The following is a 14,886-nucleotide window of genomic DNA, read 5'->3' as shown; positions in this document are numbered from 1 at the left end:
TAGAGTGGGCGCATGCCCGAAACCCCCGCCCACACCGCCCTCTGGCCCGCCCCCCACGCGAGCGGAGCCGTCGACGCTACGGTCCACGTGCCGGGGTCCAAGTCGGTCACCAACCGCGCCCTCGTGCTGGCCGCCCTCGCCTCGGAACCGGGCTGGCTGCGCCGCCCCCTCCGCTCCCGCGACACCCTCCTGATGGCCGAGGCGCTGCGCGCGATGGGTGTCGGCATCGAGGAAACGGTGTCGTCCAGCTCCTCCGTCGCGGGCGGCCCTGAGGGCACGGGCGAGGCCTGGCGCGTGCTGCCGACGGGCTTCCGCGGCCCGGCCACGGTCGACGTCGGCAACGCCGGCACGGTGATGCGGTTCCTGCCGCCGGTGGCCGCGCTCGCCGACGGTCCCGTCCGCTTCGACGGCGACCCCCGCTCCTACGAGCGCCCCCTGAACGGCGTCATCGAAGCGCTGCGGGTCCTCGGCGCCCGGATCGACGACGACGGCCGGGGCGCGCTGCCGCTGACGGTGCACGGCGGGGGCGCGCTGGAGGGCGGCCCGGTGGAGATCGACGCGTCCTCGTCGTCCCAGTTCGTGAGCGCCCTGCTGCTCTCCGGCCCACGCTTCAACCAGGGCGTCGAGGTCCGCCACACCGGCTCGACGCTGCCCTCCCTGCCGCACATCCGTATGACGGTGGACATGCTGCGCGCGGTCGGCGCCCAGGTGGACACCCCCGAGTCGGGCGGCGAGCCGAACGTCTGGCGGGTCACGCCGGGTGCCCTGCTCGGCCGGGACCTGACGATCGAGCCGGACCTGTCCAACGCCCAGCCGTTCCTGGCGGCTGCGCTGGTCACCGGCGGCCGGGTCGTCGTCCCGGACTGGCCGGCCCGCACCACCCAACCGGGCGACCGGCTGCGGGAGATCTTCACCGAGATGGGCGGATCCTGCGAACTGACCGAGTACGGTCTGGCCTTCACCGGCTCGGGCTCGGTCCACGGCATCGATGTCGACCTGAGCGACGTCGGCGAGCTGACCCCGGGCATCGCGGCGGTCGCCGCCCTCGCCGACTCCCCCTCCACCCTGCGGGGCGTGGCCCATCTGCGCCTGCACGAGACGGACCGGCTGGCCGCGCTCACGAAGGAGATCAACGAGCTCGGCGGGGACGTGACGGAGACCGCCGACGGCCTGCACATCCGCCCGCGCCCTCTGCACGGCGGGACCTTCCACACCTACGACGACCACCGCATGGCCACGGCCGGCGCGGTCATCGGCCTGGCGGTCGAGGGCGTGCGGATCGAGAACGTGGCGACGACGGCGAAGACCCTGCCGGACTTCCCGGAGCTGTGGACCGGGATGCTCGGGGTTTAGGGGCTTCCGCCATGCGCCGCTACGGCAAGCACACCGACGAGGACGACATCCGCTCGCGCCCGAACCGCAAGGGCAACCGACCGCGTACGAACATCCGGCCCAAGCACGAGGACGCCGCCGAGGGCATGGTCCTCACGGTCGACCGCGGCCGTCTGACGTGCCTCGTCGAGAACCGGATCGTGATGGCGATGAAGGCCCGCGAGCTGGGCCGCAAGGCGGCGGTCGTGGGCGACCGGGTCGCCCTGGTCGGTGACATGTCCGGCAAGAAGGACACCCTCGCGCGCATCGTCCGCATCGAGGAACGCACGTCGGTGCTGCGGCGCACGGCGGACGACGACGACCCGTTCGAGCGGGTGGTGGTCGCCAACGCCGACCAGCTGGCGATCGTCACGGCGCTCGCCGACCCCGAGCCCCGCCCCCGTCTGATCGACCGCTGCCTGGTGGCGGCGTTCGACGGCGGTCTGACTCCCCTGCTGGTCATGACGAAGTCGGACCTGGCGTCGCCGGACAAGCTGCTGGAGCTGTACGGCCACCTCGACATCCCGTACGTCGTCACCAGCCGCGAGGAGTTGGCGAACAACGACGCGGCGGACCTGGTGCGCGAGCATCTGACCGGGCGGATCACGGCGTTCGTCGGCCACTCCGGTGTCGGCAAGACGACCCTCGTCAACGCGCTCGTCCCGGAGGAACGGCGGCGGCTGACGGGCCACGTCAACGCGGTGACGGGCCGCGGCCGCCACACGACCACCTCGGCCCTCGCCCTCCCTCTGGAGGGCACGGACGACTGGGTCATCGACACCCCGGGCGTACGGTCCTTCGGCCTCGCCCACATCGACCCGTCCCGGGTGATCCACGCCTTCCCCGACCTCGAGCCGGGCACGGTCGGCTGCCCGCGCGCCTGCAGCCACGACGAGCAGGACTGCGCGCTGGACGCCTGGGTCGCCGAGGGGCACGCGGACCCCGCGAGGCTGTACTCGCTGCGGCGACTGCTGTCCACGCGGGAGCGCACGGAAGGCGACTGACCTCCGCGTTGTTTGTGGGGACGGGAGTCCGGTAAGTGCATACTCGCACCGAACCGCATACACGGGAGGACAGCACATGGCGTGGCTGCTGGTCATCGTCGCGGGACTGCTCGAGACCGGCTTCGCCGTCTGCCTGAAGCTGTCGCACGGCTTCACCCGGCTGTGGCCGACGATCGCCTTCTGTGTGTTCGCCCTCGGCAGCTTCGGCCTGCTGACCCTGTCGTTGAGAAAGCTCGACGTCGGCCCGGCGTACGCCGTGTGGACCGGCATCGGCGCGGCGGGCACCGCGATCTACGGAATGGTCTTCCTCGGCGACCTGGTGTCGACCCTGAAGATCGTCTCGATCAGCCTGGTGATCATCGGGGTGATCGGCTTGCAGCTGTCGGGGTCGGCGCACTAGGTGTGCTGTCCGGCGGATCAGGTCGCAGGAAACCGGCGGTGGCTCATCAACGCAGGTGAGCGGGTCGATGGGGCGCCTCCGCGCGGGGCTGTTCGGGCGTGGGGGAGTCGGCAACCGACGACAACGCCGGTGGGGGCAGCTCCCGCTGCCCGCCGGACAGGCCCAGGAAGGGCGCCCCAGGGAGAGCACATCGGGGAGCGCTAACCGACGAGTTGCCGGTGCAGGACGCCGCGCACCAGATCCGCGACACCGCCCTCCCCGGGCGGCGCGGCCACGCAGGAGAGGGCGAGCCGGACCGCCAGTTCGCAGGAGCGGGCCAGTTCGGTGGTGTCCGCTGTCGCGCCGGGACCGGCGAGCGCCGCCACGGCCCGGTCGCGGACGGTCGCCACGAGATCGCCGGGCGAGGGCAGCGGCCCGTCCGCCCGCCGCTGCGCCGGCACGGAGGAGGAGGACGGCACCGCCGAGAGCGTCGGCGACGGCAGGCGCTCGCTCCAGCAGCCGGTGAGTATGGCGCGTACGAGCACGTTGCCCCGGGCGGCTGACATCGTCCACTCGGCGGCCGCGGTGAGCCTGTCCCGGGCGTCCCCGTGCACCGCCAGCGCCCGCTCGACCCCGGCGAGATACCCGTCGGCCTCCCGCCTGACGAGCGCCCGGGCCAGCCCTTCCTTGCTCCCGAACTCGTTGTACAAGGTCTGCCGGGACACTCCGGCCGCCGCGGCGACGTCCACCATGCGCACAGCGGCCCACGGCCGACGCGCAAGCGCCGTGAAGGCGGCATCCAGTAGGGATTCCCGGGCAGCAGGCATCATCGCCTCCCTGGGGCGACCGACTCTGCGCCCAGATTTGACGCGCCTGAATGCACTGTCAAGGGTTCGCGGGAGCAGTAGGGGTGTTGTTGGCCATGGAGCGGTGGGGGTTGACGACAGGTGCGTTGCCGGGTGGGCCGATCTCTGACCGAGCCGGCCCACCCGCCAGGAACAGGGTGCCCGGCAACAACACAATCAAGCCTTGAGCCGCCGCCGACCGCTCCCTTCACTCCACAGACAGCCGCTTCCTTCACTCCGAGGCGCCAACCCCACCCGTCAAGCTGCGGGCAATCGTGCCGCTGGGGCGGCACGGGTGGGCGCAGGCGGCACCCCGCGCCGGGGTGCGCGCCCCACCCCCCGCACCAGCCGACCCGCACGTGCCACGCAGCCCAGCGCCGACCGACCCCCACCCCCGGCCAACCCGCACAACCAACCCTGCTCCACCGCCCCCACGTCCACTCCCCGGTCCCCTGTGGCCTCACCGCCACCTCGGCGGATACCGTTCCTTCCATGCCGGACTACCTCGACGACCTCCGCCTCGCGCACGTCCTCGCGGACGCCGCCGACGCCGCGACCATGGACCGCTTCAAGGCCCTCGACCTCAAGGTCGAGACCAAACCGGACATGACCCCGGTGAGCGAGGCCGACAAGGCGGCCGAGGAACTCATCCGCGGCCAGCTCCAGCGCGCCCGCCCCCGCGACGCGATCCTGGGCGAGGAGTACGGCATCGAGGGCACCGGCCCCCGCCGCTGGGTGATCGACCCGATCGACGGCACGAAGAACTACGTACGCGGCGTCCCCGTCTGGGCCACCCTCATCGCGCTGATGGAAGCGGCGGAGGGCGGCTACCGGCCCGTCGTCGGCGTCGTCTCCGCCCCCGCCCTGGGCCGCCGCTGGTGGGCCGCGAAGGGCCACGGCGCGTACACCGGCCGCAGTCTGTCCTCGGCCACCCGCCTCCACGTCTCCCGCGTCTCCCAGCTCTCCGACGCCTCCTTCGCGTACTCCTCGCTGAGCGGCTGGGAGGAGCAGGGCAGGCTCGACGGCTTCCTCGACCTCACCCGCGAGGTGTGGCGCACGCGCGCGTACGGCGACTTCTGGCCGTACATGATGGTCGCCGAGGGCTCGGTGGACCTGTGCGCCGAACCGGAGCTCTCCCTCTGGGACATGGCCGCCAACGCCATCGTCGTGACGGAGGCCGGCGGCACCTTCACCGGCCTCGACGGCCGCCCGGGCCCGCACAGCGGCAACGCGGCCGCGTCCAACGGTCTGCTCCACGACGAGCTGCTGGGGTATCTCAACCAGCGCCCCTGACCGACACAGATGAGCGCGCACGCCCTCAATTGGCCGCGTGCGCCCTCTTGTTGACCCTCGCTTTACCTGCGACTCTGGGAGCACCCTCAATTTGTGAACTTGTGAACCGCTGAACTACCCCGGTGGTCTCAGCGCTTCCCAGGAGGTGACCCGGAACCCATGCTCGTCCGCGACGCCATGAGCACGGTGGTCCTGACCATCGGCCCCGCCCACACCCTCCGCCAGGCCGCCGCCCTGATGTCCGCACGCCGCGTCGGCGCGGCCGTGGTCCTCGACCCGGACGCAGGCGGTCTGGGCATCCTCACCGAACGGGACATCCTCAACTCCGTCGGCCTGGGCCAGGACCCGGACACGGAACGCACCCACGCCCACACCACCACCGACGTCGTCTTCGCCGCCCCGACCTGGACCCTGGAGGAGGCGGCCCACGCGATGACGTACGGCGGCTTCCGGCACCTCGTCGTCCTCGAGCACGGCGAGCCGGCCGGCATCGTCTCGGTCCGCGACATCATCCGCTGCTGGGTACCGGCACGGCAGCAGATCCCGGCCTGACCGGACCACGGTCCTCCGCACGCACGAACGGGCCGGACCTCCCCGAAGGGAAATCCGGCCCGCCGCTCAGTTCAGGCCCAGTTCAGGCCCAGGTCAGACTCAGACCAGGTCGAACCGGTCCAGGTTCGAGACCTTGACCCACGCCGCGACGAAGTCGTTCACGAACTTCTCCTTGGCGTCGTCGCTCGCGTAGACCTCCGCGAGCGCGCGCAGCTCGGAGTTCGAACCGAAGACCAGGTCGGCACGGGTGCCGGTCCACTTGACCTCGCCCGTGGCCGCGTCACGGCCCTCGAACGTGGTCTGGTCCTCGGACGTCGACTTCCACGTCGTGCCCAGGTCGAGCAGGTTGACGAAGAAGTCGTTCGTCAGGATGCCGGGCGTCTCGGTGAGGACACCGTGCTTCGACTGCTGGTAGTTGGCACCCAGGACGCGCAGGCCGCCGACGAGGACCGTCAGCTCGGGCGCGCTCAGGTTCAGCAGGTTCGCCTTGTCGAGCAGCAGGTACTCGGCCGGCAGGCGCTGGCCCTTGCCGACGTAGTTGCGGAACCCGTCGGCCTTCGGCTCGAGCGCGGCGAACGACTCCACGTCCGTCTGCTCCTGCGAGGCGTCCACGCGGCCCGGCGTGAAGGGCACCTCGACGTCGAAGCCGGCGTCCTTGGCGGCCTTCTCGACGCCCGCGGCACCCGCGAGCACGATCAGGTCGGCCAGGGAGACCTGCTTGCCGCCGGCCTGGGCAGCGTTGAAGGACTCCTGCACGCCCTCGAGGGTGCGCAGCACCGTCGCCAGCTGGTCGGGCTCGTTGACCTCCCAGCCGCGCTGCGGCTCCAGGCGGATACGGGCACCGTTGGCGCCGCCGCGCTTGTCGCTGCCGCGGAAGGAGGAGGCGGCCGCCCACGCGGTGGACACCAGCTGGGACACCGTCAGCCCCGAGTCGAGGATCTTGCCCTTGAGGGCGGCGATGTCCGCGGCGTCGATCAGCTCGTAGGTGCGCTGCGGCAGCGGGTCCTGCCACAGCAGCGTCTCCTCCGGGACCTCCGGGCCGAGGTACAGCGACTTCGGGCCCATGTCACGGTGGGTCAGCTTGTACCAGGCACGGGCGAAGGCGTCCGCGAACTGGTCGGGGTTCTCGTAGAAGCGACGCGAGATCTGCTCGTAGACCGGGTCGAAGCGCAGCGACAGGTCGGTGGTGAGCATCGTCGGGAGGTGCTTCTTCGACGGGTCGTGCGCGTCGGGGACGATGGCCTCGGCGTTCTTGGCCACCCACTGCTTGGCGCCGGCCGGGGACTCGGTCAGCTCGTACTCGTACTCGAACAGGTTCTTGAAGAAGCCGTTGCTCCACTGGGTCGGCGTGGCGGTCCAGGTGACCTCGAGGCCACTGGTGATGGTGTCGCCGCCCTTGCCGGTGCCGTAGGTGCTCTTCCAGCCCAGGCCCTGCTCCTCGAGCGAGGCGGCCTCGGGGTCGTTGCCGACGTGGTCGGCCGGGCCCGCACCGTGGGTCTTGCCGAAGGTGTGACCGCCCGCGATCAGGGCGACCGTCTCCTCGTCGTTCATCGCCATGCGGCGGAAGGTCTCGCGGATGTCGCGGGCCGCTGCGATCGGGTCCGGGTTGCCGTTCGGGCCCTCCGGGTTGACGTAGATGAGGCCCATCTGGACCGCGCCGAGGGGCTCCTCCAGCTCACGGTCGCCCGTGTAGCGCTGGTCGTCGAGCCAGGTGGTCTCGGGACCCCAGTAGACGTCCTCGTCGGGCTCCCAGACGTCCGCGCGGCCGCCGCCGAAGCCGAAGGTCTCGAAGCCCATCGACTCCAGCGCGACGTTGCCGGCGAGGATCATCAGGTCGGCCCAGGACAGGCTCTGGCCGTACTTCTTCTTGACCGGCCACAGCAGGCGGCGGGCCTTGTCGAGGTTGGCGTTGTCCGGCCAGCTGTTCAGGGGGGCGAAGCGCTGCTGACCGGCGCCGCCACCGCCGCGGCCGTCGCTGATCCGGTAGGTGCCCGCGCTGTGCCAGGCCATGCGGATGATGAGCGGACCGTAGTGGCCGAAGTCGGCCGGCCACCAGTCCTGCGAGGTCGTGAGCACCTCGGCGATGTCCCGCTTCACGGCGGAGAGATCCAGGGACTTGAAGGCCTCGGCGTAGTCGAACTCCTCACCGAGCGGGTTGGCCACGGCGGGGTTCTTGGCAAGGATCTTCAGGTTGAGACGATCCGGCCACCACTGGCGGTTTCCGCCGCCCTGAGTCGGATGCGGGGCGCGCCCGTGCGCGACCGGGCAGCGACCTGCCTCCTCCGGCTTCTCGTCGGTGACGATCGCGTCGTGGTTCTCAGTCATGGGGGAATCCTTTTGGGAGGACGGGGCGGATCACGGTGCTCAGGAACTGAGAGCGGTGGTACGGCCGGGACTCGGGCCCCGGTGGACGACCCTCGGCCTCATCGTGAGAGAAGCCCGGCCCACGCAGTCGCGCACCCAGGAGGCGGCCGCCACCCGCAGGCCGGCACCGCGCGGCTTCTCGGCGGTGGCCTGCCTCTGGGCTTCACTCATGGTGCCAAACGTCACTTCTGTCTGTTCCTGTCGCTTGGCCGAAGCCGATCCCGATCCTACAATGGACAATGTCTAAGTCAAGTGAGGCTCCAAAGTCACACCCGTTCGGGACCTGGTCCCCCTGCTGTTAGGCTGATCTGTATGAGTGACCTTCTGGAACGGCTGCGCGGTCGCGGATGGCGGATGACCGCGCAGCGGCGCGTCGTGGCCGAGGTCCTCGACGGCGATCACGTCCACCTGACGGCCGACGAGGTGCATGCCCGGGCCGTCGCCAAGCTGCCCGAGATCTCCCGGGCGACCGTCTACAACACGCTGGGCGAGCTGGTCTCGCTCGGCGAGGTGCTCGAGGTCGCGACCGACAAGCGCGCCAAGCGGTACGACCCCAACGCCCACCGCCCGCACCACCACCTGGTCTGCGCCCAGTGCGGCGCGATCCGCGACGTCCACCCGAGCGGCAACCCGCTCGCCGACCTCCCCGACTCCGAGCGCTTCGGCTTCACGGTCTCGGACGTCGAGGTGACGTACCGCGGCGTCTGCCCGAACTGCGCGGCGGCGTAAAGCACCCACCCACAAGCCCCGGCACCCCACCCACGGGGCCGGGGCTTCGTGCTGCGCGCACAGGGGGCGGCCGCCGCAAAGGGGTGGCCGACGCAAGGAGGTACCGGCGCAAGGAGGTACCGGCGCAAGGGGACACCGCCGCACGGATACCCAAACCTGACAGGCCGCCATATCACCGTACGGCACCCCCCAGTCCGCCCCGCCCTCACTTCGTCGCCCACCTGGCGAAACTCCTGAAGACCGACGAGGCCGTCCTGAGGTCCACCCATGCCCTCCGCATGGGCTGGCAGACCGCGCAGGCACCACAAACCGCCTTCAGGCGCCCCACCGCAGCCGCTGACCCATCCCACAAACACCGAGGGCCGGAACCCTTTCGGATTCCGGCCCTCGGCCTTCAGTAGCGGGGACAGGATTTGAACCTGCGACCTCTGGGTTATGAGCCCAGCGAGCTACCGAGCTGCTCCACCCCGCGTCGATGAATGCAACGTTACGTGAAGAACGCGGACAGAGGCAAATTGATTAACCAGCGGCCGGTTGCCCCAGGTCAGGACGCACAGCTCTGAACAAGGGCCGGCATACCCAGCCCGCCCGACACCTTCTCAACATGGACCCGCCGTCTCAGCCCGTCCATCGTTTGAGAACGAGGCCCGCTCAGGGCCGAACACGGGCGCAGGGAGCAGGCCCGCCTGGGGTGCAGGGGCGCAGCCCGGCGTGGGGCGCAGGGGCGCAGCCCCGCGTGGGGCGCAGGGGCGCAGCCCCGCCGGGACCGGGCGCAGCCCCGCCGGGACCGGGCGCAGCCCGGCATAGGGCGCCGCCCCACCGGGGTCCAGGGGGCGCAGCCCCCGCCTGCGGAGCACGGAACAGCCCCGCCGGGGACGCTAGGGCCCAGCCCCGTCGGGGGGGGAGGGGCGCAGCCCCGCGTGGGGCGCAGGGGCGCAGCCCCGCGGGAGGCGCAGGGGCGCAGCCCCCTGGTGGGGTTGAAGGGGCGGAGCCCCTGGGGATGGGACGGGTAGGGGCGGCGGGGGCGAAAACCCCCTCGGCAACGACAGCGGCGAGCTGCCCTCACGCCGACAACTCCTCCCGCAGAGCGTCCCGCAACCGAGCCGCCCGCTCCGCCACCTCCCCCGGCCCCAGAGACACCGCCCGATCCGCCCACCGCTGCCCCTCCGCGAGCTCCCCCCGACGCGCGTAGACCAGGGCCAGCCGCAACGCCGCCCGCCCATGCCCCGCGTCCGCCGCTCGCGTCCACCACACGGCAGCCTCCGGCTCACTCCCCTCCCGTGCCAACAGCAGCCCCAGATTGAAGGCCCCGTTGCGAGACCCGGCCTCCGCGGCTTCCCGGTACCACCGCGCCGCCTCCACCACGTCGCCCCGCGCGGCGGCCAGCATGCCCACCCGCACCTGCGCCCGCCGATGCCCCTGGGACGCCGCCCGCTCGTACCACTCCTCACACTCGGTCTTCTCGTGCACGGACTCCCCGAGCTCGTGCGCGGGCGCCGGCGGCCGCCGCGCGTCGAGCACGGCCGCCAGCCGGTACGCCGCCTCCGCGCTCCCCCCGCCGGCGGCACACCGCAGATGCCGTTCGGCCTCCAGCTCGTCCCCGTCCCGCAGCCGCGCCATGCCGACCTGCAACGCGGCTTCCGTGTGTCCGGCGGCCGCAGCCCGCTCGTACCAGCGCAGCGCCACGGCATCCTCGCCCCGCCCCGCGAACAGGATCCCCAGGTTGAACGCGGCGTCCACGCTCCCCGCCTCCGCGGCCTTGGAGAACCACGGCTCGGCCCCGGCCGTGTCCCCTCCCTGCAGCAGCAGGATGGCGAGCGCGTTGGCGGCCTCACGGTGCCCGGCGTACGCGGCACGCCGGTACCACTGTTCGGCCTGCGCGATGCGGCCCTGCTCGGCGCAGAGCAGCCCGAGGTTGTAGGCGCCGTTGTCGTCGCCCGCGTCCATCGCGGCCCGGTACCAGCGCTCGGCGGTCTGGGTCTGGCCCCGCTCGGCGTACAGCGCGCCCAGCGCGTTCGCCGCGTTGCCGTTGCCGTCCTGCGCGGCCCGCAGCCACCACACGGCGGCGTTCTCGGTGTCCCCGGCGTCACGCAGCAGGAACCCGAGCGCACAGGCGGCCCGCGGCTCGCCGTCCTTGGCGGACGTCAGGTACCAGCGCCCGGCCTCCTTGAGGTCACCCCGCTTCTCCAGGATCGCGCCGAGATGCAGCGCGGCCCGCCGGTGTCCGCGCGCGGCGGCCTGTCTGTACCACTGCTCGGCCTCTGCCGAGGAGGAGACGCCGTTGTCCGCGACACTCTTGTCGCCGTCGGCGACCCGCTCCCCCTGCCGGTCGAGCGCGCGCGCCAGCCGGTACGCCGCCTCCCGGTGCCCCCGCTCGGCCGCGGCCCGCATCCACCGCTCGGCGCCGCGGTCCCCGCGGTGCTCCAGCAGGTCGGCGAGGGCGTAGGCGCCCAGCACGTGCCCCTGCTCGGCGGACTGACGCAGCCAGTACTCGGCGGCGGGCTCGTCCCCGCGCTCACGGTGGTGGCGGCCCAGTGCGTGCGCGGCGGCCGCGGAGCCGGCGACGGCGGCGACCCGCCACCATCCGGCGGCCTCGTCGGCGTAGCCGCGCTGGTGGAGGAGGACACCCAGGTTGTTGGCGGCGGCCCGGTCGCCGGCCGCAGTGGCGGCACGCAGATGGGGCTCGGCACCGTCGAGATCGCCGCGGCGCAGCAGCATGGCCCCGAGGACGCTCATCGCCTCGACATCGCCGGCCTCGGCGGCGAGCCGCTGCCGTGCCTCCTCGACGGCCTCCCCCGTCTCGTCCCGGTTCTCGTCCCGACTCTCATCGTGCTCGTCCAGAGTCTGGTCCGGGGTCGCTTCCTCATCGGAAGGCTGCACAAATCGCCCTGTCTCGAACAGAGTTGCCTTGTCCCCCATAACGTCCATCGTCGCACCACCTGCAACCCGGGTACACCTGGTATACCGCAGCCCGTGAGGTCACTTCAGCGTTTTGTCGACATGCCCACAGAGAGACAAGTCAAACACAGTTCTCTCAACTCCCGGAGGCGGCGCGGCGATCCGGGCTTCGAGCACATGCGTTCGCACACCACGAAGGCCCGGATCCTTTGTCAGGATCCGGGCCTTCGCCTTCAGTAGCGGGGACAGGATTTGAACCTGCGACCTCTGGGTTATGAGCCCAGCGAGCTACCGAGCTGCTCCACCCCGCGCCGTGTTCCGTAACCGTATCACGGCGCGGGCGGGGCTTGTTGATCAGCCGCTGGGACTACTGCTGGGACTGGGGCTGCTGCTCGGTTTGCCGCTCGCGCGCGGGCTGGCGGTCGGACTCGGGCTGCTGGTGGCCTTGTCGCCACTGCTGCCGCCGCTGCCGCTCTTGTCCGCCTCGGCCTGCGCCTCCTGGGCCCGCTGCAGCGCGGCCTCGAGCTCCTTCTGCGCCTTGGCGTACGCCTCCCAGTCGGGCTTCTTCAGAGCTTCCTGGCCGGCGGCGAAGGCCTCCTGGGCGTCCTTCAACGCCTCCTGGACCGTCGGGTTGGTGGACGTCGGCGGCGGGGTGGTGGTGTCACCGTCGTCCGGCGGCGTCGGAGTCGTAGCCTCCGCTCCGAAGACCTTGTTGAGGGCCTCGTCGAGGGTGTCCTCGAAGGCGGTGTTGCCTCCGTAGGTCACCAACACCTTGCGCAGCAGTGGGTACTTGAGTCCGCCACCACGGACGTAGACCGGCTCCACATAGAGCAGTCCTCCGTCGAGCGGCACCGTCAGCAGATTGCCGTACTCGACCTCCGAGTCGCCGCCCTTCAGCAGCCTGATGGACTCGGCGATGTCCTGTTCGGAGTTGAACTGGCTCTGGACCTGTTTGGGTCCGTCGACGGTCGTACTCGTCGGCAGTTTCAGCACTCTGATCTTGCCGTAGCCGGGCGTCCCGGCCTCGGAGTCGACCGACATGAACGCACTGAGGTTGTCCCGGCCGTTGGGCGTGAACGTCGTCGTCAGTGAGAACGCCTGTGCCGTCTGGTCGGGCATCTTCATGCTCAGGTAGTACGGCGGCACCGCGTCGCCCGACTGGTTGGTCGGGTCGTTCGGCACCTGCCACACCTCGCTGCCGCTCAGGAACGTCGTCGCGTCCTTCACGTGGTAGCGGGTGAGCAGCTCGCGCTGGACCTTGAACAGGTCCTGCGGGTACCGGAGATGAGCCATCAGATCGGCGGAGATCGCCGACTTCTTCTCCACCGTGCCCGGGAACGCCTTCATCCAGGTCTTCAGGACCGGGTCCTGGGTGTCCCACTGGTAGAGCTTGACCTCGCCGGTGTACGCGTCGACGGTCGCCTTCACCGAGTTGCGGATGTAGTTGACCTGGTTCTGCTGGGCCACCACCGCGCGGTTGTTGTTGGTGGCGGTCAGCGAGTCGGCCGTCGTATCGCCGAGGGTCGTACGTGAGGCGTACGGGTAGCCGTTGGTGGTCGTGTACGCGTCGACGATCCACTGGATCTTGTCGCCCACGACCGCCGGGTAGGCGTCGCCGTCGATGGTCAGCCAGGGGGCGACCGCCTCGACGCGCTCCTTCGGCGTGCGGTTGTACAGGATCCGCGAGCCCTCGCCGATCGCACCGGAGTACAGGATCTGCGGCTCGCCGAACGCCACCGCGTACGCGGCCCGGTTGACCGGGTTGGAGAGGTTGACCCCGCTCTTGCCGGTGTAGCTGGTGGTCTTCTCGCCGTCGTCGTCGGAGTAGTCGATCTCCTTCTGGGGACCGCCGACGATCGAGTACGTGGTCGTCTTCTCGCCGTAGTAGATCCGCTGTTGGTACTTCCCCAGGACACCCTGGGACGGCAGGTCGGACTCGGTGAACGCCGGGCGGCCCTCGGAATCGGCGGTGGTGCCCTTGGCGGCGACCACGCCGTAGCCGTGGGTGTAGCGGAAGTGGTTGTTGATCCAGTTCTGCTTGTCGACACCCGCCAGGTTCAGCTCGCGCAGACCGATGACCGTGTCCTGGTCCTCGCCGTTCACGCTGTAGCGGTCCACGTCCAGGTTGTTCGGGAAGGCGTAGTACTTCCGCATCTGCTGGAGCTGCTGGAAGGTCGGCGACACGATGTTCGGGTCCAGGACGCGGATGCTCGCCGTGGCGTCGACGTCGTCACGCAGCTGCGTCTTGTCCTCGGTCTTGCTCGTCCCCGAGTACTCGGTGACCTGGGCGTCGTCGATGCCGTAGGCCTCGCGCGTCGCCTTCAGGTTCTTCGCGACGTACGGCGCTTCCTTGGCCTGCTCGTTCGGCTGGACCTGGAACTTCTGGACGATCGCCGGGTAGAGGCCGCCGATCAGGATCGCGGACAGCACCATCAGACCGAAGCCGATCACCGGGAGCTGCCAGGTGCGGCGCCACAGGGTGGCGAAGAACAGCAGGGCGCAGATGACGGCGATGCAGAACAGGATCGTCTTGGCCGGCAGGTAGGCGTTGGCGTCGACGTACCGCAGGCCCGTCCAGTTGTCCGTGGCCTTGAAGTCGCTGGACTTCACGGCCAGGCCGTACCGGTCGAGCCAGTAGGCGACCGCCTTGAGCGCGACGAAGATCCCGAGCAGCACGGACAGGTGTCCGGTGGCCGCGGCCGTGGCGCGCGCGCCGGGGCTGGTGACGCGCAGTCCGCCGTACAGGTAGTGGGTGAGCGCGGCAGCGATCAGGGAGAGGATCGCGGCGGCGAAGCCGAAGCCGAGCAGGAACCGGTACCAGGGCAGGTCGAAGGCGTAGAACGAGACGTCGAGGTGGAACTGCGGGTCCTTCTGTCCGAAGGGCACGCCGTTGACCCACATCAGCCACGTCCGCCACTGCCCCGACGCCGAGGCGCCGGCGATCAGCCCCACCAGGGCGGTGATCCCGAAGAGCAGCCACTTCTTGTACGGCGCGATGCCCATCCGGTAGCGGTCGAGGCTCTGCTGCTCCATCGACATGGCGCTCAGCGGCGGGCGCAACCGGTGGGCCAGCCAGATGTTGAAGCCGACCGCGAGGGCCATCAGCAGACCGAAGACGAAGAAGAGCCCGATCTTGGTCCACAGGGTGGTCGTGAACACCGACGAGTAGTTCACGGACCGGTACCAGAGCCAGTCCGTCCAGAACCCGGCGAACATCGTGAACGCCATGCCGAGCACGGCAAGGACGCCCAGTGTCATGAGCAGGGTCCGGACGCGCCGGGACGGGCGGCCCACTCTGATCCGCGGCCCCGTCGGGCCTCCGCCGCGGTCCGGCATCTGGAAAGCCAAGGTGCGCACCTCGAAAGTCGCTGTTGATCCGTCAGGCCCGCGTGTTCGTGGACCGTGGGCGGCCCCCCGTGATCGTGGGCCCCCACCTATGCAACTTACTCAC

The 14,886-nt window shown here is 70.7% G+C and carries 11 protein-coding genes and 2 tRNA genes; 6 read left to right on the top strand and 7 right to left on the bottom strand.

Going from position 1 to position 14,886, the window contains the following annotated elements; genetic code table 11:
* Positions 1-12 precede the first annotated feature (12 nt).
* The 3 genes from aroA (at position 13) to IE263_RS38665 (ending at position 2,775) form a co-directional block, all read left to right on the top strand.
* The gene (aroA, locus tag IE263_RS38675) at positions 13-1,353 is read left to right on the top strand and encodes a 3-phosphoshikimate 1-carboxyvinyltransferase (RefSeq protein WP_189942772.1); all 1,341 of its coding nucleotides are present in this window, start codon (positions 13-15) and stop codon (positions 1,351-1,353) included.
* An 11-nt stretch (positions 1,354-1,364) separates the two neighbouring features.
* Positions 1,365-2,375: a ribosome small subunit-dependent GTPase A gene (gene rsgA / locus IE263_RS38670; RefSeq protein WP_189942771.1), complete on the top strand. Its 1,011-nt coding sequence runs from the start codon at positions 1,365-1,367 to the stop codon at positions 2,373-2,375.
* Between the two features lie 76 nt (positions 2,376-2,451).
* Positions 2,452-2,775: a DMT family transporter gene (locus IE263_RS38665; RefSeq protein ID WP_189942770.1), complete on the top strand. Its 324-nt coding sequence runs from the start codon at positions 2,452-2,454 to the stop codon at positions 2,773-2,775.
* Positions 2,776-2,975: 200 nt separating this feature from the next.
* On the opposite strand, the gene IE263_RS38660 is transcribed toward IE263_RS38665, so the two are convergent.
* Positions 2,976-3,584 (bottom strand): TetR/AcrR family transcriptional regulator, encoded by a 609-nt coding sequence (locus IE263_RS38660; RefSeq protein ID WP_189942769.1) that lies wholly within the window; start codon positions 3,582-3,584, stop codon positions 2,976-2,978.
* A 507-nt stretch (positions 3,585-4,091) separates the two neighbouring features.
* On the opposite strand from IE263_RS38660, the gene hisN reads away from it, so the two are divergent.
* Positions 4,092-4,892 carry a histidinol-phosphatase gene (gene hisN, locus IE263_RS38655; RefSeq protein WP_189942768.1) on the top strand — a complete coding sequence of 267 codons (801 nt, stop codon included), beginning with the start codon at positions 4,092-4,094 and terminating at the stop codon, positions 4,890-4,892.
* A 159-nt stretch (positions 4,893-5,051) separates the two neighbouring features.
* Positions 5,052-5,444, top strand: a complete 393-nt coding sequence (locus IE263_RS38650; protein ID WP_189942767.1) for a CBS domain-containing protein — start codon at positions 5,052-5,054, stop codon at positions 5,442-5,444.
* Positions 5,445-5,543: 99 nt separating this feature from the next.
* Here IE263_RS38650 and katG read toward each other — a convergent pair whose 3' ends face one another.
* Both katG and IE263_RS38640 read right to left on the bottom strand, forming a co-directional pair.
* Positions 5,544-7,769: a catalase/peroxidase HPI gene (gene katG, locus IE263_RS38645; protein WP_189942766.1), complete on the bottom strand. Its 2,226-nt coding sequence runs from the start codon at positions 7,767-7,769 to the stop codon at positions 5,544-5,546.
* A 39-nt stretch (positions 7,770-7,808) separates the two neighbouring features.
* Positions 7,809-7,979, bottom strand: coding sequence for a hypothetical protein (locus IE263_RS38640; RefSeq protein WP_189942765.1), 171 nt, complete (start codon positions 7,977-7,979; stop codon positions 7,809-7,811).
* Between the two features lie 141 nt (positions 7,980-8,120).
* Between IE263_RS38640 and IE263_RS38635 the strand changes: the two genes are divergently transcribed.
* Positions 8,121-8,537, top strand: a complete 417-nt coding sequence (locus tag IE263_RS38635) for a Fur family transcriptional regulator (RefSeq protein ID WP_095747967.1) — start codon at positions 8,121-8,123, stop codon at positions 8,535-8,537.
* A gap of 398 nt (positions 8,538-8,935) precedes the next feature.
* On the opposite strand, the gene IE263_RS38630 is transcribed toward IE263_RS38635, so the two are convergent.
* The 4 genes from IE263_RS38630 to IE263_RS38615 all read right to left on the bottom strand — a co-directional run bounded on the left by IE263_RS38630 (position 8,936) and on the right by IE263_RS38615 (position 14,771).
* Positions 8,936-9,009 (bottom strand) — tRNA-Met (locus IE263_RS38630).
* 590 nt (positions 9,010-9,599) lie between these two features.
* Positions 9,600-11,465 (bottom strand): tetratricopeptide repeat protein, encoded by a 1,866-nt coding sequence (locus tag IE263_RS38625; RefSeq protein ID WP_189942764.1) that lies wholly within the window; start codon positions 11,463-11,465, stop codon positions 9,600-9,602.
* Between the two features lie 207 nt (positions 11,466-11,672).
* Positions 11,673-11,746: transfer RNA gene (locus IE263_RS38620), tRNA-Met, on the bottom strand.
* A 43-nt stretch (positions 11,747-11,789) separates the two neighbouring features.
* Complete coding sequence (locus IE263_RS38615; protein WP_189942850.1) at positions 11,790-14,771, bottom strand: UPF0182 family membrane protein; 2,982 nt, start codon at positions 14,769-14,771, stop codon at positions 11,790-11,792.
* Between the last annotated feature and the right edge of the window lie 115 nt (positions 14,772-14,886).

Origin of the sequence: Streptomyces aurantiogriseus (genome assembly GCF_014649375.1) — a bacterium.
Lineage (GTDB): Bacteria > Actinomycetota > Actinomycetes > Streptomycetales > Streptomycetaceae > Streptomyces > Streptomyces aurantiogriseus.
This window is presented reverse-complemented; position numbering and strand designations above follow the sequence as displayed.

Bases quoted from the DNA above. Each gene is read 5' to 3' on its own strand.
- IE263_RS38650 (WP_189942767.1), top strand. From the start codon at position 5,052: ATGCTCGTCCGCGACGCCATGAGCACGGTGGTCCTGACCATCGGCCCC.
- IE263_RS38615 (WP_189942850.1), bottom strand. From the start codon at position 14,771: ATGCCGGACCGCGGCGGAGGCCCGACGGGGCCGCGGATCAGAGTGGGC.
- hisN (WP_189942768.1), top strand. From the start codon at position 4,092: ATGCCGGACTACCTCGACGACCTCCGCCTCGCGCACGTCCTCGCGGAC.
- aroA (WP_189942772.1), top strand. From the start codon at position 13: ATGCCCGAAACCCCCGCCCACACCGCCCTCTGGCCCGCCCCCCACGCG.
- IE263_RS38660 (WP_189942769.1), bottom strand. From the start codon at position 3,584: ATGATGCCTGCTGCCCGGGAATCCCTACTGGATGCCGCCTTCACGGCG.
- IE263_RS38635 (WP_095747967.1), top strand. From the start codon at position 8,121: ATGAGTGACCTTCTGGAACGGCTGCGCGGTCGCGGATGGCGGATGACC.
- IE263_RS38625 (WP_189942764.1), bottom strand. From the start codon at position 11,465: ATGGACGTTATGGGGGACAAGGCAACTCTGTTCGAGACAGGGCGATTT.
- IE263_RS38665 (WP_189942770.1), top strand. From the start codon at position 2,452: ATGGCGTGGCTGCTGGTCATCGTCGCGGGACTGCTCGAGACCGGCTTC.
- IE263_RS38640 (WP_189942765.1), bottom strand. From the start codon at position 7,979: ATGAGTGAAGCCCAGAGGCAGGCCACCGCCGAGAAGCCGCGCGGTGCC.
- rsgA (WP_189942771.1), top strand. From the start codon at position 1,365: ATGCGCCGCTACGGCAAGCACACCGACGAGGACGACATCCGCTCGCGC.
- katG (WP_189942766.1), bottom strand. From the start codon at position 7,769: ATGACTGAGAACCACGACGCGATCGTCACCGACGAGAAGCCGGAGGAG.